15 protein-coding genes are annotated in these 18,390 nt (G+C 66.3%); 6 read left to right on the top strand and 9 right to left on the bottom strand.

Annotated features, from left to right (window positions below; translation table 11 throughout):
- The 5 genes from BW970_RS10120 to BW970_RS10100 all read left to right on the top strand — a co-directional run bounded on the left by BW970_RS10120 (position 1) and on the right by BW970_RS10100 (position 4,867).
- A complete protein-coding gene (locus tag BW970_RS10120) occupies positions 1-1,065 on the top strand; it encodes a FecCD family ABC transporter permease (protein ID WP_076530788.1) in 1,065 nt (354 codons plus the stop codon).
- Positions 1,065-1,835, top strand: coding sequence for a heme ABC transporter ATP-binding protein (locus BW970_RS10115; RefSeq protein ID WP_076530786.1), 771 nt, complete (start codon positions 1,065-1,067; stop codon positions 1,833-1,835). The genes BW970_RS10120 and BW970_RS10115 overlap by 1 nt, the downstream gene beginning before the upstream one ends.
- A 107-nt stretch (positions 1,836-1,942) precedes the next feature.
- The gene (locus BW970_RS10110) at positions 1,943-2,983 is read left to right on the top strand and encodes a TRAP transporter substrate-binding protein (RefSeq protein ID WP_076530784.1); all 1,041 of its coding nucleotides are present in this window, start codon (positions 1,943-1,945) and stop codon (positions 2,981-2,983) included.
- Between the two features lie 49 nt (positions 2,984-3,032).
- Positions 3,033-3,557, top strand: coding sequence for a TRAP transporter small permease (locus tag BW970_RS10105; protein ID WP_076530781.1), 525 nt, complete (start codon positions 3,033-3,035; stop codon positions 3,555-3,557).
- The gene (locus tag BW970_RS10100) at positions 3,554-4,867 is read left to right on the top strand and encodes a TRAP transporter large permease (RefSeq protein WP_076530779.1); all 1,314 of its coding nucleotides are present in this window, start codon (positions 3,554-3,556) and stop codon (positions 4,865-4,867) included. Before BW970_RS10105 ends, BW970_RS10100 begins: the two co-directional genes overlap by 4 nt.
- 15 nt (positions 4,868-4,882) lie before the next feature.
- Here BW970_RS10100 and BW970_RS10095 read toward each other — a convergent pair whose 3' ends face one another.
- Entirely contained in the window at positions 4,883-6,124 is a 1,242-nt protein-coding gene (locus BW970_RS10095) for a flavin-dependent oxidoreductase (RefSeq protein ID WP_076530777.1), read from the bottom strand.
- 62 nt (positions 6,125-6,186) lie between these two features.
- Here BW970_RS10095 and BW970_RS10090 point away from each other — a divergent pair, with 62 nt between their 5' ends.
- Entirely contained in the window at positions 6,187-7,071 is an 885-nt protein-coding gene (locus BW970_RS10090; RefSeq protein ID WP_076530775.1) for a recombinase family protein, read from the top strand.
- On the opposite strand, the gene BW970_RS10085 is transcribed toward BW970_RS10090, so the two are convergent.
- The 8 genes from BW970_RS10085 to BW970_RS10050 are packed head-to-tail and all read right to left on the bottom strand — an operon-like array spanning position 7,068 to position 18,185.
- Positions 7,068-8,228 carry an amidohydrolase gene (locus tag BW970_RS10085; protein ID WP_076530773.1) on the bottom strand — a complete coding sequence of 387 codons (1,161 nt, stop codon included), beginning with the start codon at positions 8,226-8,228 and terminating at the stop codon, positions 7,068-7,070. The genes BW970_RS10090 and BW970_RS10085 overlap by 4 nt on opposite strands.
- A 9-nt stretch (positions 8,229-8,237) precedes the next feature.
- Positions 8,238-9,029 (bottom strand): ATP-binding cassette domain-containing protein, encoded by a 792-nt coding sequence (locus BW970_RS10080; RefSeq protein WP_076530771.1) that lies wholly within the window; start codon positions 9,027-9,029, stop codon positions 8,238-8,240.
- Positions 9,022-10,014: an ABC transporter ATP-binding protein gene (locus tag BW970_RS10075; protein ID WP_076530769.1), complete on the bottom strand. Its 993-nt coding sequence runs from the start codon at positions 10,012-10,014 to the stop codon at positions 9,022-9,024. The genes BW970_RS10080 and BW970_RS10075 overlap by 8 nt, the downstream gene beginning before the upstream one ends.
- Positions 10,014-10,889, bottom strand: a complete 876-nt coding sequence (locus tag BW970_RS10070; RefSeq protein ID WP_076530767.1) for an ABC transporter permease — start codon at positions 10,887-10,889, stop codon at positions 10,014-10,016. The genes BW970_RS10075 and BW970_RS10070 overlap by 1 nt, the downstream gene beginning before the upstream one ends.
- Positions 10,886-11,893: an ABC transporter permease gene (locus tag BW970_RS10065; protein WP_076530765.1), complete on the bottom strand. Its 1,008-nt coding sequence runs from the start codon at positions 11,891-11,893 to the stop codon at positions 10,886-10,888. Before BW970_RS10065 ends, BW970_RS10070 begins: the two co-directional genes overlap by 4 nt.
- 54 nt (positions 11,894-11,947) lie before the next feature.
- Entirely contained in the window at positions 11,948-13,519 is a 1,572-nt protein-coding gene (locus tag BW970_RS10060) for an ABC transporter substrate-binding protein (RefSeq protein ID WP_076530763.1), read from the bottom strand.
- Positions 13,520-13,572: 53 nt separating this feature from the next.
- Positions 13,573-17,412 carry a hydantoinase B/oxoprolinase family protein gene (locus BW970_RS10055; protein WP_076530761.1) on the bottom strand — a complete coding sequence of 1,280 codons (3,840 nt, stop codon included), beginning with the start codon at positions 17,410-17,412 and terminating at the stop codon, positions 13,573-13,575.
- The gene (locus tag BW970_RS10050) at positions 17,409-18,185 is read right to left on the bottom strand and encodes an IclR family transcriptional regulator (RefSeq protein WP_076530759.1); all 777 of its coding nucleotides are present in this window, start codon (positions 18,183-18,185) and stop codon (positions 17,409-17,411) included. The genes BW970_RS10055 and BW970_RS10050 overlap by 4 nt, the downstream gene beginning before the upstream one ends.
- Positions 18,186-18,390: the final 205 nt, after the last annotated feature.

Below are 18,390 nucleotides of genomic sequence, written 5' to 3'. Positions count from 1 at the left end.
ATGGTTGCCATGCCAGCCCATGGGCCAGCCGGAGATCGCACCCAGCGCGCCGCGCTGACGTTTCGACTGCTGCTGCTGATGGCCCTGGCGGTGGGCCTGATGTCACTGGGCACAGGGGCGGCAGGTGTGCCGCTGTTCCAGGTCGCGCGTGATCTGATGTCGGGCGAGGGTTTGAGCCACCGCGATCAGGTCATCCTGATGAACATCCGCCTGCCCCGACTGGCGATGGGGATGTTGGTGGGTGCCGCACTGGCCGTGTCGGGCGCCCTGATGCAAGGGCTGTTCCGCAACCCGCTGGCCGATCCCGGCATCGTCGGGGTGGGTGCAGGGGCCGGGCTGGGCGCGGTCACGGCCATTGTTCTGGGCGGCGTGCTGCCCGCAGGGCTGGCGGCGGTGGTGGGCGTTCATCTGGTGCCGTTTGCCGCCTTTCTCGGCGGCTGGGCGGCAACGCTCCTGCTGTACCGCATCGCCACCCAAGGCGGGCAGACCCAGGTCGCCACCCTGTTGCTGGCAGGGATCGCGCTGGGGGCACTCGCCGGGGCGCTGACCGGCATTCTGGTCTATCTGGCTGACGATACCCAACTGCGCAACCTGACCTTCTGGGGCATGGGGTCCATCGCCGGGGCAAGCTGGGCCAAGATCGGGCTGGGCCTGCCGCTGATCCTGCCCGTGCTGGTGTTTGCGCCACTACTGGCGCGCGCCCTGAACGCGCTGGCGCTTGGCGAGGCGCAGGCAGGCCATATCGGGATCGAGGTGCAGCGCGTCAAGCGGGTGGCCATTCTGGGCGTGGCCGCAGCGGCCGGGGCCTCGGTTGCCATCGCCGGGGGGATCGGGTTTGTCGGCATCGTGGTGCCGCATCTGCTGCGTCTGGCAACGGGGCCGGACCACCGCTGGCTGCTGCCCAATGCCGCGCTGCTGGGGGGCACGCTGCTGGTGCTCGCCGATATGGTCGCGCGCACGCTGGTCGCGCCCGCGGAACTGCCGATCGGCATCGTGACGGCCGCCATCGGGGCGCCGGTATTCCTGTGGATCCTGCTGCAACGCCGCGGACTGGGGGGGCTGTGATGCTGGCCGCCCGCGACCTGACAGCAGAACTTGCCCGCCGCCCGGTCCTGCACGGGATCACGCTCGACTGCGCGCCCGGCACTCTCACGGCGATTGTCGGCCCCAACGGTTCCGGCAAGACCACATTGCTACGCGCCCTGACCGGAGATCTGCGCTATGGCGGCTCGGCCCGGCTGAACGGGGTAGAGATTGCCCGCGCCGGGGCCGCCACGCTGGCGCACCTGCGCGGGGTCCTGGCCCAGGCCACATCTCTGAGCTTTCCCTTCACGGTGCTGGAGGTGGTGCGCCTGGGCCTGACCAACGGCGGCGGCGATGCCCGCGCCATGGCCGCGCTGGCCGAGGTCGGCCTGCACGGCCATGCCGGGCGCGTGGTGCAGGAACTGTCGGGCGGGGAACAGGCCCGTGTCCATCTGGCCCGCGTCCTGTCGCAGGTATGGGAGCCGGTGACACCGCAGGGCCCGCGCTGGCTGTTTCTGGACGAACCCGTCGCGGCGCTGGATATCGGGCAGCAACTGACGGTGATGCGCCTGGCCCGCCGCTATGCCGATCAGGGCGGCGGCGTGGTGGCGGTGATGCACGATCTGAACCTGTCCTCGATGTTCGCCGACCGCGTTGCGCTGATGCAGGACGGGCGGCTTCTGGCGCATGGCACACCTGCGCAGGTGCTGACCGACATCCATCTGTCGCGAGCCTATGGCTGTGCTCTGCGGGTGAACACCGTGCCGCAGGTCGGCGGCCCCTGGCTGGTGCCGCAGTCCGTTGGTGCCTGAGCGATTTTTCGGTACATCGCAATCTTTGATTGACCTTGCAGTCGCGCGGCTTACGCTGCGCGCGATACCCCGATGGAACGGGGACTGTCTTTAGGGGAGGACAAGACATGACCATCACACCCACACGTCGCAGCCTTGTCGCCGCAGCGGCCCTTTTTGCCGCATTCGGGTTCGGAAGCACCGCCAATGCCCAGGATTTCGTGCTGAAACTGCACCAGTTCCTGCCTGCGCAGGCTCCGGTTCCAGCCGGGGTTCTGGTGCCATGGATGGCCAAGGTCGAACAGGAATCGGGCGGCCGCATCAAGTTCGAACATTACCCGGCCATGCAACTGGGCGGCCCGCCCGGCGGCCTGATCGATCAGGTGATCGACGGCGTGGCCGATGTCGTCTGGACACTGCCCGGCTACACCCCCGGCCGCTTCCCGCGTACCGAGGTGATGGAACTTCCGTTCATGATCACCAATGCCGAAGCCTCGTCCCGCGCCTTCTGGGAACTGGGCGAGAAATACATGCTGGACACCGAATTCAAGGATGTGAAGGTGATCGGCCTGTGGAACCACGGCCCCGGCCTGATCCACTCCAAGACGCCGATCACCAGCCCCGACGACCTGAAAGGCGTAAAGCTGCGCGCACCCACTCGGGTGACGAACATGATGGTGTCCGCCCTGGGTGCAACTGCCGTCGGGATGCCGGTGCCGGCGGTGACGGAATCGCTGTCCAAGGGCGTGATCGACGCGACGATCATTCCGTGGGAGGTGACTGCCTCGCTCAAATCGTCAGAACTGGTCAAGAACCACACCGAATTCCCCTCGGCCCCGCTTTATACCTCGTCCTTCGTGCTGGCGATGAACAAGGATGTCTACAACCGGATGCCCGATGACCTGAAAGCGGTGATCGACGCCAATTCGGGCGCGGATTTCTCGGCGAATGCGGGCAAGGTCAGCCAGGATGCCGACGCGCCAGCCCGCGAAATCGCCATCGGGCTTGGGAACACGATCATCGAACTGACCCCTGCCCAGATCGAGCCCTGGAAAGCCGGCGCCCAAGGCACCATCGACGCCTGGATCGCCGACAGCGCCAAGGCGGGCTTCGACGGACAAGCCCTGGTGAACGAGGCGCGCGACCTGATCGCCAAATACACCAAGTGACCAAGGCGGCCTGCCGGAAAGCCCGGCAGGCCCACAGCCGGGGCCGTTCATGGACCGATTCATCACCGCACTTGCGCGCCTGACCGCCATGGCCGGAGGTCTTGTCCTGACGGGGCTGATCGTCATGGTCTGCGTCTCGATCAGCGGCCGCGCCATGTCCGGCCTTGGCCTCGGGCCGGTCCCCGGCGACTTCGAACTGCTCGAGGCGGGAATCGCCTTTGCCATTTTCGCATTTCTGCCGTGGTGTTCGGCAAGCGGAGGCCACGCAACGGTGGACATCTTCACCAATGGCCTGCCCCTGCGCGAGAACAGGTGGCTGCTGGCACTGTGGGATGTGGTGATGGCACTTGCGGTGGCCCTGATCGCCTGGCGGCTGTATCACGGGATGAGCGACAAGCTGCGGTACGGGGAAACCACGCTCTTGCTGCAATTCCCGATCTGGTGGGCCTATGCGGCCTGTCTGGTCCCTGCGGGGGTTATGGTGCTGGTCTCGTTCTGGTCGGCCTTTGACCGCATCCGGGCCGTCGCCACCGGGCACGACACCCGGCCCGTCAAGGCGGAGATCCAGCATTGAGCAATATCGAAATCGGCCTGTGGTCCTTTCCCGTCCTGCTGGGCATGATCTTCCTGCGGGCGCCGATCGGGCTGGCGATGTTCGTCTGTGGCCTGGGCGGCATGTGGCTGGTAACGGGCAGCCCCAACATCGTGCTGGCGAAACTCAAGACCGAGACCTTCACCACCTTTTCCAGCTATTCGCTGTCGATCATCCCGATCTTTCTGCTGATGGGCCATCTGGCAGGGATCGGCGGCATGAGCCGGTCGCTGTTCAAGGCGGCAGAGGCATGGCTGGGGCATCTCAAGGGCGGCACGGCCATGGCTGCCGTCGGGGCCTGCGCAGGGTTCGGCGCGATCTGCGGATCGTCTCTGGCCACCGCCGCGACCATGGGGCAGGTCGCGCTGCCCGAACTGAAGCGCGCGGGATATGCAGGCGGATTGTCCACCGCCGCGCTGGCGGCGGGCGGCACGCTGGGCATCCTCATTCCGCCATCGGTGGTGCTGGTGATCTATGCGACGCTGACCGAGCAGAACATTGCCAAGCTGTTTCTGGCCGCCTTTGTGCCCGGCCTGCTGGCCGCGCTTGGCTATATGCTGGTGATCGCGCTGTTCGTGCGGATTTATCCCAACTCCGGCGGCGCGCAGCCACGCCTGCCGCTGGCCGAAAGGTTCCGGGCGCTGGCCGCCGTCTGGCCGGTCATGCTGATCTTCATTGCAGTGGTCGGCGGCATCTACAGCGGCATTTTCACCCCGACCGAAGGCGCATCGGTCGGCGCGCTTGGCACGGGCCTGGTGGCCTGGAGCTCGGGGCAGCTTTCGCTGGAGCGTCTGAAACAGGCGGTTCTGGCCACGGCTGGCGGGACCGCGATGATCTTTTTCATCGTGCTGGGGGCCGCGTTCTTCAACGCGTTTCTTGCGCTCAGTCAGGTGCCGCAGGCGATTTCCGGTTGGGTCGTCGCGCAGGGATGGGCGCCCATGACCGTGCTGTTCGCCATTCTGCTGGTCTATCTGGTGCTGGGCTGCGTGATGGACAGCCTGTCGATGATCCTGCTGACCATCCCGATCTTTTTTCCGGTGATGACCAGTCTCGACTGGGGCATGAGCACCGATCACATGGCCATCTGGTTCGGCATTCTTGTGCTGATCGTGGTCGAGGTCGGGCTGATCACCCCGCCCGTCGGGATGAACCTGTTCATCATCAACGCAATGGATCGCAGCACACCCATGACCGCAACATACCATGCCGTTACATATTTCGTTGCCTCTGATCTGTTGCGCGTGGTGCTGCTGGCGCTGTTCCCGGCCATCACCCTGTTCCTGATCGCCTGAGCCGGGCGCGGAACCTCAGCCCATGGCAATGGTCGGCGGTCGGTCGTTCAGCGTCTGCACGCTGAACCCGGCCAGACGCTTGTAATGCTCGGCATGAGCCGCCAGTTCGGCATGGGGGATCACCTCGTCGATATGGCGAAACACCCCTCCGCAGCGGTCCTCGACCATCTGCATCACGGCATCCGGGCCACTGCCGCGGTTGGCCAGCCCCACCGCCGTGGTGCGTGGCCGCACCTCGGCCTCGTAGGCTTCCAGCGCCTGCGAGGTCGGCCCGTGGGCTAGAATGGCCGCACCGATCACCCGCGCATCGACAATCGCCTGACTGGCCCCGTTCGACCCCACCGGATAGGTCCGATGGGCCGCATCGCCCATCAGGGTCACGCGGCCATCCGTCCAGCGCGGCAGCGGATCGCGGTCGACCATCGGATATTCATAGACCTCGGCAGCCCCCGCGATCAGCGCAGGCACATCCAGCCAGTCGAACCGCCAACCGGCAAAGGCAGGGGCGAAATCGTCAAGGTTCGCCTTGCGGTTCCAGTCCTCCTTGTTCCAGCCCTGCGCAGGGTCGAGGCGCAGTTCGGCAATCCAGTTCATCGTGACAAGGCCCGACGCCGGATCCGGCTCGGAGATCGGATAGGCCACGATGCGCTGGGTATCATGCCCCGCCAGCGCCATCGCTGCACCGCCGTGAAAGGGGGGCGCCTGCGTCGTACCGCGCCACAGCACCGCCCCGGCCCAGATCGGCGGGCCTTCTTCGGGGTACATCTGGCGACGCAAGGCCGAATGAATTCCATCGGCGGCAATCACGAGCGAACCATCGACCTCGGCCGAGTCCAGCAACAGCGCCGCCCCCTGCGGCATGTTGCGAAACCCTGTCGCCCGCGTGCCGGTCAGCAGAACCTCTGGCCCGGCGCGCTGCACCAGCGTTTCGGCCAGCAGCATCTGCAACCGCCCGCGATGGATGGAATATTGCGGCCAGCGATAGCCAGCCGCCAGCCCGCGCGGTTCTTCCCAGATCGTCCTGCCAGTCTTGGAATAGAATCCGTACTGCCGGGTCCGCACGCCAATGCGGTCCAGATCCTCGCCCAGCCCCAGATCCAGCAGTTCGCGCACCGCATTAGGTTGCAGGTTGATCCCCACGCCCAACGGGCGCAACGCGCGCACCGATTCATGGATTCGGAATGGAACCCCGATCTGGTGCAGCGTCAGCCCCAATGTCAGCCCGGCAATTCCGGCCCCTGCGATCAGAACGGTCATGGCATCTCCCCTTGCTTGCGGTCAGGATAGGGCCAGCGCCCGCCGCCATGCAAGGACCGCCCATGCCGCTGATCGGTTATGCCCGCGTCTCGACCGAAGACCAGACCGCCGACCCGCAAGAGCGCGAGCTGCGGGCGGCAGGTTGCGTGGAGATCCACCGCGAACAAGGATCCGGCGGCAACCGCGCGCGGCCGGTTCTGGCCCGGCTGATGGAACGGATCGGCAAAGGCGACATACTGGTTGTCGTGCGGATCGACCGGCTGGCCCGCTCGCTGGCGCATCTGCTGGAAGTGCTGGACCGGCTGGAGGCCAAGGGCGCGCATTTCCGGTCGCTGAACGACCCTATCGACACGGCAAGCCCGCAGGGTAAATTCACCTTGCAGGTGCTTGGCGCGGCTGCGGAATTCGAGCGTGCGCTGATCCGCGAACGCACGCGCGCCGGGCTGCAATCCGCGCGGGCGCAGGGCCGCATCGGCGGCAATCCGGGGCTGCGCGCAGGCGATCCACGCGCCTTGCGCAAGGTGGTGCAGGCGCGGCGCGAAACCTATCTAGACCGGCTGAATGAAACCGCCGAAGACTGGGTGCCGCTGGTCCGGCGGCATCGCCCCGACATGGCCTGGGAAGATCTGGTGCGCCTGATCAATGCGCGCCAACCTGCCGGACGCGCCGCCTGGACCCTGCCGCGCCTGCGCCGCGCCGTGGGGGCCTATGTTGCCGAAGGCATGTTGCCCGAAACCCTGCTGGCACCGGCCCCGCGCACCGCCAGAGACGACCGCCTGCCTGCGCTGGTCGCCGCACTGAAAGGCGCCGATCCCGACATGACACTGCAACAGATTTGCGACCGGCTGGAGGCCATGCGCGAACGCACACCGCGCGGGCGGTCCAAATGGCAGCCTTCGTCGGTGCGTATGCTGTTGGAGCGCGCGGGCAAACTGGGATTGCTTTAACCCTCGGCGCCGCCCCGCACCTCGACCAGCCGCGCGAACAGGCTGGCCCCCACCGGCAGGATGCTGTCGTCAAAGACATAGCCCGGATTGTGCAGCGGCACCGTACCGTTGTGGCCAAGGTTGAAAAAGGCGCCCGGCACCACGTTCAGCAGGTCGGCCATATCCTCGGATCCCATGGTCAGCTCGGCGTCCGGGGCGGCAAGATCGCCGACCACGCCTTGCGCCACGTCGATCAGGTTCGCCACGCGGGCAGGATCGTTCGACAACACGCCAAAGACGGTGCGGATGTCTGCCGCAATCTCCACCTCATGGGCATGGGCCAGCCCCTCGCAGATGCGGCGCATCCTACCCTCGATCATCGCGCCATCGGCATCGTCCAGATAGCGGAAGGTGCCGCGCAGCACAGCTTCGCCCGGTATGACGTTGTAAGCAGACCCGGCATGGAATTCGGTCACTGAAACCACCGCCGCATGGGTCGGGTCGGTGTTGCGGGCGACGATTTCCTGCAATTCCTTGACCAGACCCGCGCCGATGGTGATCGGGTCGCGCCCCATATGGGGATAGGCGCCATGCGCCCCCCGCCCCGTGATGCGGATGTCAAAGAACCCGGCCCCTGCCTGCGCGATGCCGGGGCGGATCGTCACGCGCGAATGCGGGTGATAGGGCGAGTTGTGCAGGCCATACAACTCGTCGCAGGGAAAGCGGTCGAACAGCCCGTCGGCCAGCATGGCGCGGGCACCGCCCAGACCTTCCTCTGCCGGCTGAAAGATGAACACGGCGCGGCCCGCGAAATCGCGGTTTTCCGCCAGATAGCGCGCGGCGCCCAGCAGGATCGTCGTATGCCCGTCATGGCCGCAGCCATGGAACACCCCCGGAGTGCGCGAGGCATAGGGCAGGTTCGTCTGCTCCTCCATCGGCAGGGCGTCCATATCGGCGCGCAGGCCGATGGTGCGGCCGGGCCTACTACCCTCCAGCACACCGACCACCCCGGTGCCGCCAATCCCGCGCGTCACCGTCACCCCCCAGCTTGCCAGCAACTCCGCCACCCGCGCACTGGTGCGGTGTTCCTGAAAGCCGATTTCCGGGTGCATGTGGAAATCGCGGCGGATCGCGGTCAGATCCTCGGCAAAGGCGGCAATCGCGGGCAGAACGGTCATGGGGCGTCCTCAGTCAAAGGCCACTTCGGGCATGGCGGCGATCAGGGTGCGGGCATAGTCGCTTTGCGGGGCATCGAACACCGCCTGCGTATCGCCCTGTTCCACGATCTTGCCGCGATAGATCAGCGCCGTGCGGTCACAGACATAGCGGATCACGCCCAGATCATGGCTGATGAACAGATAGGTCAGCCCCAGCCGCGTTTGCAGATCACCCAGCAGGTTCAGCACCTGCGCCTGAACCGAGACGTCCAGCGCGCTGGTCGGCTCGTCCAGCAGCACCATGTCCGGCTTGCAAGCCAGTGCGCGGGCGACGCAGATCCGCTGGCGCTGCCCGCCCGAGAATTCATGCGGATAGCGGTGGAGGTGCTGGGGGCCAAGGCCGACCAGATCCAGCAGTTCTGCCGCGCGCTCGGTGCGCTGGCGTGGCCCAAGACCAAGGGCCGCCGCGTGAATGACCATAGGCTCGGTCACGATGTCATGCACCGACATGCGCGGGTTCAGGCTGGCGAACGGATCCTGGAACACGATCTGGATCCGCGCCCGCATCGCCCGCAGCGCGGCGGGGGACAGCGTGGCGAAATCCTGCCCGTCAAACCGGATACGCCCCGAGGTGGGTTCCTCCAGCCGCAGGATACAGCGGGTGAGCGTGGTCTTGCCCGACCCGCTTTCGCCGACCAGCCCGAAACTTTCGCCCGGCCGGATCGACAGCGACACATCGGACAGCGCCGTCACCGGGGCGGAACTGCCGAACATCCCCTTGCGACCGGGATAGACCTTGGTGACGTTCTCGATCTCAAGCATCAACCGTCTCCGCATGGATACAGGCGACGCGGTGGCTGGCGCCGGTCAGGGGGGGCGTGGCGGCGCGGCAGGTGTCGGTCGCCAGCGCGCAGCGGGGGGCAAAGCGGCAGCCGGGCGGCGGGGTGATCAGGTTGGGCACCGATCCCGCCAGCCCTTGCAAGCCGCCGCGCGGGGTATCGCGGGTGGGAATGGCCTGCATCAGCGCGCGGGTATAGGGGTGGCGCGGGGCCATCAGCACATCGCGCACCGGGCCGCTTTCGACGATATTGCCTGCATACATCACCGCGACATGGGTGCAGCTTTGCGCCACCACGCCAAGGTTATGGGTGATCATCACCACGCCCATGTCGAATTCATCCACCATCGACCGCATCAGCCGCAGGATCTGGGCCTGCACGCTGACATCCAGCGCGGTCGTCGGCTCGTCCGCGATCAACAGATCCGGCCGTCCGATCAGCGCCATGGCGATCAGCACGCGCTGGCGCATCCCGCCGGAAAACTGGTGCGGATAGTCGCCCATCCGCTCGGCGGCGTTGGGGATGCCCACCTTGTCCAGCATCTGCACGGCCAGCCGTTCCGCCGCCTGTCGCCCGCCGCCGCCCAGCACCTCGGGCTTGCGGCGCGCGGCGGCCAGCGCCACATCGACCAGTTGCGTTCCGATGCGGAAGGCCGGGTTCAGGTTGGTGGTCGGATCCTGAAAGATCATGCCGATCCGGGTACCACGCAGCGCCGCCACCTGCGCATCGGGCATGGCCAGCAGATCCTGCCCGTCGAACCGGATTTCGCCTTGCAGATACCGGCCCGGCGGGGTCGGCACCAACCGCGAACAGGACAGCCCCGTCAGCGACTTGCCGCAGCCGGTCTCGCCCACCAGCCCCCAGACCTGTCGGCGCTCCACCGCCAGTTCGATCCCGTTCAGGACATGCGCCTCGCCGTCAAAGCTGCGCATGGCCAGATGCAGGTTGCGGATTTCCAGAAGTGCCATCAGCGCCGTGCCCGCGGGTCAAGCACATCGCGCAGCCCGTCGCCCAGAAGGTTGAAGCCAAAGATCGCCACGAACATCGCCAGACCGGGGAACACCGCCGTCCACCAGAAATCGGGCATGTAGCTGCGGGATACCGACAACAGCGTACCCCATTCCGGCGTCGGCGGCCGCACCCCGATGCCGATGAATCCCAGCGACGCCACGGTCAGAATGGCAAAGCCCATGTCCAGCGACATCTTGACCACGATGGGCGACACGATGTTGGGCAGCACATGGCGGAACAGCACGCGCGACGGGCTGGCGCCGATGGCGCGGGCGGCGGTCACATAGACCTCTTCCTTGCGGGCGATGACCTCGCCGCGCACCAGCCTTGCATAGCCGGGCCACCAGGACAGGGCGATGGCGATGATCATGTTCATCAGCCCCGGCCCCAGCGCTGCCGCCACCGCCATGGCCAGGATCAGCCCCGGAACGGTCAACTTCAGGTCCGCCAACCGCATCAGCACCTCGTCGGCCCAGCCACCAAAGAACCCGGCCAGCGCGCCTGCCAGTGTGCCGACGATGGTGCCGATCAGCACCACCCCCAGGCCCGCCAGCACGGAAATGCGGGTACCCGCCAGCACCAGGCTGAACACATCCTGACCCAACTCGTTGGTGCCGAACGGATGCGCCAATGACGGCGATTGAAAGCGGTTGGCGGTATCGACACCGCCGACGATATGCTCGGGATAGGGCGCGATCCACGGCCCGATCACCGCCAGCACCAGAATGGCCAGCACCAACACCGCCCCCAGCATCGACAGGCTGGACTGGCGAAACCGGAACCAGCCCCGGCGAAAGGCATAGGCGCGGGCGGATTCAGTCATCTCGGTCATGCGTAGCGCACCTTCGGGTTGATGACGCCGTACAGGACATCGACCAGCAGATTGACCAGCATGAACAACAGGCCAATCACCAGCGCGACGCCGATCACCGGCATGAAATCCTGCGAGACGATGGCTTGCGTGGCGTAGAGGCCCAGCCCCGGCCAGTCGAACACGGTTTCCACCAGAACGGTGCCGCCCAGCAGCCAGCCGAAATAGAGGCCGATGACGGTCAGCGTGGCCGAAACGGCGTTCTTGGCGACATATTTGAACACGATCAGCCGGGGCGACAGGCCAAGCGCGCGGGCGGTCATCACGTAGTCCTGCTGCAACACCTCGATGGTCGAGGCGCGCATCATCCGCATGATCGTGGCCAGCGGCGACAGGCACATGGCAATGGCAGGCAGCGCCAGATGGCGGCAGGCGGTGACGAACGCCTGCCAATCGCCGGCAAACAGGGCGTCCAGCGTCAGGAACCCGGTCACGGTGGGCGGCGGTTCCAGGATGATGGGAAAGCGGCCCCCCAGCGGCAACCAGAACAGCCACATGGCAAAGGTCAGTTGCAACAGCAGGCCCAGGAAAAACCGCGGCATGGAAATGGCGGCAAGCGCGCTGACGCGGCTGGCATAATCCGGCCAGCGGTTGCGCCACACGGCAGCGGCCAGCCCGCAGGGAATGCCGATCACCACGGCCAGCGCCATGGCGGCGAACACCAGTTCCAGCGTCGCAGGAAGATAGGCGATCAGGTCATCCAGCACCGGGCGGCGGGAAAAGATCGACACGCCCAGATCGCCTTGCAGCAATCCGGTCAGATAGCGCCAGTATTGCACCGTCACTGGCTGATCCAGACCGAAATCGCGGGCATAGGCGGCAATTTCCTCGGCCGTGGCATTGGGTCCGGCGGCTAGACCCACAGGATCGCCCGGCAAAAGGCGGGCGATGATGAACATCATCACCGTCAGGCCGAACAGCACCGGCACCAGCAGGATCAGGCGGCGTAGCACGAAACGCAGCATGGCGCCTCCGCGTGGGTGGGGCCCCCGGCAAGGCGCCGGGGGCATGTGGTAAGGTCAGACGGACAGGCCGTTGCATTCGATGGCGTTGGACGCGACGGGGGCAAAGACAAAGCCCTGCACCTCGGCCCGCATCCCCAGTTTGCGCCGCTCCAGCACGCCGAACAGGTCGGGCGCGTCGGCCACGATCAGTTCCTGCATCTTGCCGTAGATCTCGACACGCTTGGCCTCGTCGATCTCGGTGCGGCCTGCCTCGATCAAGGCGTCCACCTCGGGATTGTTGTATACCGCGTTCTGCCAGCCGCCGTTGCGCGACGAATGATAGGCGGCAAAGGCGATGTTGTCCGGGTCGCCGTAGTTCGCGGTCTGGTAGACCGGGAACAGATCGGGGAAGGTTTCCGGCTTCTGGCACGCGGCGACCATGTCGGGCCACAGCATCGGCTGGATTTCCAGAGTGATGTTCAGCGCCTTGAGGCTGTCGAGCATGATCAGCGCCCAGCGGCGTTGCTGTTCCAGCCCGTTGACATGCACCATCTTCAAGGTGATGCCGCCATCGGGATGGGCAGATTTCGCCAGATGCTCCTTGGCCTTTTCCAGGTTCAGCCGGTACACCTCCAGCGCCGGGTTGTGGCCCATGATGCCGTTGGGCAGCGGCCCGGTCATCAGGTCGGCATAGCCTGCCGCATCGGCAATGGCCTGATAGTTGGTCGCATAGCTGATCGCCTTGCGCAGTTCCACATCGGCCAGCGGCCCGTGTTCGGTGTTCATCTTGATCGAGAAGGTGCGGTATTCCGGCTCGATCACGCGCACCACGCCGGGGCGGTCCTTCAGGCTGTCCATATCCTCGGAGGTCAGATCGACGGCGATATGCACTTCGCCCCGTTGCAGCGCCAGGCGCTGGCTGGCGGTTTCGCGGATGATCTGCCAGATCACGCCGGTCAGGTTGCCCGCACCGGATTGCCAAGCACCGGCCGGACGTTCCAGTTCGTAAAGCGTCCCCGCCTGCGCGCGTTTGAGCGCAAAGGGGCCGGAACCTGCCGTGTTTGCCAGCAACCAGGCCTGCCCGTCATCGGCGCCCAGATTGGCCTCGATCTGCGATTTCTGCACAACGAAGATCCAGGGCAGCACGGCCAGAAAGGCGGCAAAGGGCGCGGCCAGATCGAATTGCACGGTGGCGGCATCCACCGCCGACACCTTGCCCGGCTGAACGATACCGCGGATCATCCAGCTATTGCCCTTGGCCAGCCGCAGCGCGCGCTCGAACGAATAGACCACGTCATCGGCGGTCACGGCATCGCCATTGTGGAATTTGGCGGCCGGGTTCAGCTTGAAGGTCCAGGTCAGGCCATCGGCCGAGGACTCCCAGCTTTCGGCCAGCGCAGGCACGGGTTCGGGCGGGTTGTTGGCCACGCGCACCAGCGGGTCATAGACATTGCGCATGAAGAAGCTGGCGGAATAGCCGGTGGCGACATGCGGGTCAAAGTTCGGAATGTCCTGACCGGCGGCAATGACAAGGATCTTGCGACCCTGCGCAAAGGCGGCCTCGGGCAGCATCATGGCGGCAAGCCCCGCGCCCGACAGGGCCAGAAGCCCCCGGCGCGAGATGCGGGACAGATCGGTCTGGGTCATGGGTCGTTCTCCGTGTTGGGGTGGGGCGGCCCTTGGCGGGCCGTCTTTCGGTGTCAGGAAACGGGGTCGGCAGCCGGGGTGGGAACGGCAGCGGGGTCATAGTGCCGCGCGGCGTGTTCCGGGCTGATCAGCCCCAGCGCCACATCGCGGGCCACGGCTGCGGGGTCTCGTTCGGACGGCGGGCCATATCCGGCGCCGCCGGCCAGAACCATCTCGACCCGCTGGTCGGGGTGGGTCAGTTCCACAAGCTGGCCGGTGCCGCAATCGACCAGCACATTGCCCGCCGGATCCAGCACACGGCCCCGCGCGCCAAGGCCCGGCAAGCCGCCGAACAGGCCGGGGATCGGGTTGTTCACACCTTCGGGATAGGCCGAGGCCAGCATCGTCTGGCCGTCGTCATCGCGCTTGCGGAACACCACACGCTGGCCAAACCCGCCACGATGGCGACCGGGGCCTGCGCTGTCGGTCAGATAGGTCTTTTCCTCGACCAGCACCGGGGCGCGGCTTTCCATCAGCTCGATCGAGGTATTGGCGGCGGATGTCGGCCACAACAGCGCCGAATGCCCGTCGCCGCGCGCCGATCCGCCCTGACCGCCGCCACAGAACAGCATGTCGGCATAAAAGACGCCGGTCTGATCCTTGCCATAGACGGTACTGGCCACCGCAAGGCCGGTAAACGCCTGCACCTGTGCGGGTGCCGCCTCGGCCAGTGCGGTGAAGATGTTGGGCGCAAGATACCAGCCCGTCCGGGTGCGGATGTTGACCGAGGCCGGATAAACGCAATTCAGGATCGAGCCTTCGGGCGCCTTGACCGTGAAGGGGCGATAGCAGCCCGCATTGCCGCGCACGCCGGGCGTCAACATGCATTTCAGCGGATAGGTGGCATGGGCCGCCGTGTAGTTCATGGTCGAGTTCAGGCCACCTTGCGGCAGTTGCGGCGGGGCACCGTCAAAGTCGATCTCGATGGCGTCGCCGTCGATGGTGATCTTGACCGGATAATCCAGCCGGGTGCCCAGCGGGTTGTTGGAAATGGTCGAGCGGTATTCCCCATCGGGCAGCGCCCGGATGGCATCGCGCATCGCCTTTTCCGACAGGCCCTGCACCACCTCGGCCAGCGCGCCCAGATCGCGCATCCCGTAATCGTCCATGAAGGCCGTCAGCCGTTCGGCACCAATCGCATTGGCAGCGACGAACGACATGATGTCGCCCCAGACCTGTTCGCCGCCGCGCACATTGGCGTGGATCAGGGTTTTCAGCGCCTCGTTCACCTCGCCCGCGTGGAACAGCTTCATCGGCGGGATTTGCAGGCCCTCTTCATAGATCTCGCGGGCTTTCAGCGAATCCTTGGTGCCGCCGATGTCGGACACATGGCCCACCGTCCCCATCAGCCCGACCAGACGCCCGTTGTGGAAGGCAGGCGTGACGATGGCGATGTCGAACAGGTGGCCGGCGCACAGCCAGGGGTCGTTGGTGATCAGCACATCGCCCGGTTTCAGCGTGTCGGCCGGGTAGCGTTCCAGCAGCGCCTTGACCGCGCGGGGCAGCGTCAGGTTGAACACCGGCATGGCGCGGGGGCTGTGGGCCAGCGTTTCGCCCGTGGGATCCAGCAGTTCGCAGGCGAAATCCTGCGCTTCGGCAATAACCAGCGAAAAGGCGGTGCGGCAGACGGTCAGCCACATCTCCTCGACCACATTGACCAGCCGGGACCACATGATTTCCAGCCCGATCGGGTCGCCCTGAATGCGCGCCACGGCGGCGGCGCGGTCCATGGTTTCGCTGACCTTCACCTCGGCGGCCTGCGGGGCGGCCACGGTGATCACCAGGTTCAGCCCGCCGTCCACGGTGATGCTGTCGCCGGGGGCAATGATGGTGGTCGCCTCGCGCTCCTCGACGATGGCGGGGCCTGCAATGGTATCACCGGCCTCCAGCGCATAGCGGTCATAGACCGGGGTGGTCACATCATCGGCGCCATCGAACCACGCCTGACGATGCCCCTTGATCCGCGACGACGGATCGGCGCCGCCGACTGCCCCCGACAGTGACAGTTTCGGCACCGGACCGGCCACGCGGACGCGGAAGTTCACCGCCTCGATCCGCGCGCCTTCGAACGGCTGGGTGTAGCGGGCGGCATAAACGCGGGTAAAGGCGGCGCGGATCTCGGGCAGCGTGTCAGCGCCAATCGCGCCGGACGGCAGCGGCACCGAGATTTCGTGCATTTGCCCGACCAGCCGCATGTCGGCGGTGCGATCCACCGTCATGTCGGCCGGTTTCACCCCAGCCTCGGCCAGATGGCGGCGGCCCTCGGCCTCCAGCGTGTCCAAAAGGGCGTTGACGGCGCCCGTCTCCATCCCCTCGGCTAGGGCGATCCGCATCGAGCGGGCCGCATCATGCGACAGCGGCGCAGCCAGGAACCCCAGCGCCGAGGCGGCACCGGACGCGGGCGGGATGATGACCGTGGAAATCCCCATCGCACGCGCCACATCGGCGGCATGGGCCGGACCGGCGCCCCCGAACCCGACCATGGCATAATGGCGCGGATCGTTGCCACGTTCCACCAGATGGACGCGGGCGGCGGCGGCCATGTTTTCCACCACCACCTTGTGGATCCCCAGCGCGGTTTGCTCGACCCCCAGCCCCAGCGGGGCGCCCAGCCGGCCGATCGCGGCGCGCGCAGCGGGCAGGTCCAGCTTCATCCGGCCACCAAGGAAGAAGCCGGGGTCGTAGTAACCCAGCACAAGGTTGGCATCCGTCACCGTTGCCTCGTGCCCGCCCATGCCATAGCAGGCCGGGCCAGGATCGGACGATGCGCTTTCCGGCCCCACCTTCAGCAGCCCGACCGAGTCGATCTGCGCGACCGACCCGCCACCCGCGCCGATCTCGATCATCTCGATCACGGGCGCCTTGATCGGCAGGCCCGATCCCTTGGTGAAACGGTGGACGCGCGCCGCCTCCATCATCGGGGCGATCTCGATATGGCCATTCTCGATCATGCAGGCCTTGGCCGTGGTGCCGCCCATGTCAAAGGAAATCACATCCTTGCGCCCCGCGCCTTCGGCAAACAGCGCCGTGGCAAGACCGCCGCCCGCCGGGCCGCTTTCCAGCAAACGGATCGGCAGGGCGCGGGCGGAGTCCAGCGACACCAGACCGCCCGCCGAATGCATCAGCCGCAGCGGCCCGGCAAACCCGGCGCCCCGCAGGCTGTTTTCCAGCTTGCGCAGATAGCGGCCCATCAGCGGCTGCACATAGGCATTGGCGCAGGTGGTGACGGTACGCTGGTATTCGCCCAGTTCAGCTACAACTTCCGAGGAGATCGACACCGCCAGTTCCGGGAATTCGCTGCGCAGGATCTCTGCCGCGCGCTGTTCATGCACCGCGTTGGCGTAGCTGTGCAGGAACACCACCGCCACCGCCTCGCAGCCAGCGTCCAGCATGGCCTGTCCGGCAGCGCGCACGGCGCCTTCGTCTAGCGCGGTCAGGACGCGGCCATTGGCGTCGATCCGTTCGGCCACTTCCAGCCGCAGATCGCGGCGGGCCAGCGGCTCGGGGAACTGTACGAACAGATCGTAGATGTCATACCGCTGTTCCGTGCCCATCTCCAGCAGGTCACGGAACCCCTGCGTGGTGATCAGGCCCAGCCTGGCGCCCTTGCGTTCGATCACCGCATTGGTGACCAGCGTGGTGCCGTGCACCATCTCGGACACATCCGAATGGCCAAGGCCGCGCAGCGCGAGCAATTCGGACAGCCCCTTGAGCGCACCGACCGACGGGTCGTGCGGGGTGGTCAGGTGCTTGTGCAACGTCACCTGTCCCTCGGCCGCATCATACAGGATGAAGTCGGTGAAGGTGCCGCCGATGTCAAAGCCCACGCGCCAGCGGTTCGCCGTTGCGGTCATGCCGGAATCCTTTCGCTCAGTTGCGCCGCGACCGGATCGCCGGTTCGGGCCGCTATTTCGGCTGCGCCGCGCATCAGGCCGCGCAGAATGGCGGTGCGTTCGCCCTCGCCCACCACAGCGGCGGGAAAGACGACGCACAGCGCCACGGTTTCACCCGCGCGCGGGTCACTGACCGCCACGGAAATCGCATCGACGCCCGGCGTCGCTTCCTCGTTCGACAGGGCATAGCCCTGGTCGCGGATGGTGCGCAGACGGTCGAGCAGGTCATCCAGCGTGACAGGCGCATTGGTGTGTCCCCCCGGCAGACCGCTGGGAAACAGCTTGCGGACCTCGGCATCAGGCAACCGGGCCAGCAATGCGCGGCCCGTCGCCGCCGCATGGGCCGACAGGCGTCGCCCCAGGTTCGACACCACGCGCAGGGTGTTGGAGCCCGGCGTATCCGTCACGGCTGTCACCTCACGCCCTGACAGCACAGAGACATAGCCGGTATGCCCGCAATCGGCGCTGACCCGGCCCACCACATCCGCGGCCATGAGGATCAGCGGCGACGACCCCCGGAACGCGGCCGAAATGTCCAGCAACAGACGGCCTGGGCGGTGACGCTTGCTGTCACCGATGGTTTCCAGCAGCCCCGCCTCGCGCATCGCCTTCATCAGGCGCGAGGCATTGGCCTTGGGCATGTCCAGCCGGGTGGCCACATCGGTCACTGTCAGTTCGGTGCAGTCCGAACTGAAGCAACGCAGGATGGCGGCGGCATTGGCAAGAACAGTCACATTCGGCCCTGTTGTTCCATTATTTGCAACTTAGATTGCATTTGATGCAACTCTTTCACGGCGAGGCGCTGATTCGCAATAGTCTTGCGAGGGGCGCGGCGCCCCCTGGCCCAAAACAATGTGCGACGCACAGGCGTTCCGATGCGCATTGCCCGTTCCTTGGGCGCCCGACAGACCCGAAACGCAAACGGCCCGCCCGGAAAAC

The sequence above is a fragment of the Gemmobacter megaterium genome, from assembly GCF_900156815.1.
Taxonomy (GTDB): domain Bacteria; phylum Pseudomonadota; class Alphaproteobacteria; order Rhodobacterales; family Rhodobacteraceae; genus Wagnerdoeblera; species Wagnerdoeblera megaterium.
This window is presented reverse-complemented; position numbering and strand designations above follow the sequence as displayed.

Coding starts and splice junctions, on each gene's coding strand:
- BW970_RS10120 (WP_076530788.1), top strand. CDS start 1: ATGGTTGCCATGCCAGCCCATGGGCCAGCCGGAGATCGCACCCAGCGC.
- BW970_RS10115 (WP_076530786.1), top strand. CDS start 1,065: ATGCTGGCCGCCCGCGACCTGACAGCAGAACTTGCCCGCCGCCCGGTC.
- BW970_RS10110 (WP_076530784.1), top strand. CDS start 1,943: ATGACCATCACACCCACACGTCGCAGCCTTGTCGCCGCAGCGGCCCTT.
- BW970_RS10105 (WP_076530781.1), top strand. CDS start 3,033: ATGGACCGATTCATCACCGCACTTGCGCGCCTGACCGCCATGGCCGGA.
- BW970_RS10095 (WP_076530777.1), bottom strand. CDS start 6,124: ATGACCGTTCTGATCGCAGGGGCCGGAATTGCCGGGCTGACATTGGGG.
- BW970_RS10090 (WP_076530775.1), top strand. CDS start 6,187: ATGCCGCTGATCGGTTATGCCCGCGTCTCGACCGAAGACCAGACCGCC.
- BW970_RS10085 (WP_076530773.1), bottom strand. CDS start 8,228: ATGACCGTTCTGCCCGCGATTGCCGCCTTTGCCGAGGATCTGACCGCG.
- BW970_RS10080 (WP_076530771.1), bottom strand. CDS start 9,029: ATGCTTGAGATCGAGAACGTCACCAAGGTCTATCCCGGTCGCAAGGGG.
- BW970_RS10075 (WP_076530769.1), bottom strand. CDS start 10,014: ATGGCACTTCTGGAAATCCGCAACCTGCATCTGGCCATGCGCAGCTTT.
- BW970_RS10070 (WP_076530767.1), bottom strand. CDS start 10,889: ATGACCGAGATGACTGAATCCGCCCGCGCCTATGCCTTTCGCCGGGGC.
- BW970_RS10065 (WP_076530765.1), bottom strand. CDS start 11,893: ATGCTGCGTTTCGTGCTACGCCGCCTGATCCTGCTGGTGCCGGTGCTG.
- BW970_RS10060 (WP_076530763.1), bottom strand. CDS start 13,519: ATGACCCAGACCGATCTGTCCCGCATCTCGCGCCGGGGGCTTCTGGCC.
- BW970_RS10055 (WP_076530761.1), bottom strand. CDS start 17,412: ATGACCGCAACGGCGAACCGCTGGCGCGTGGGCTTTGACATCGGCGGC.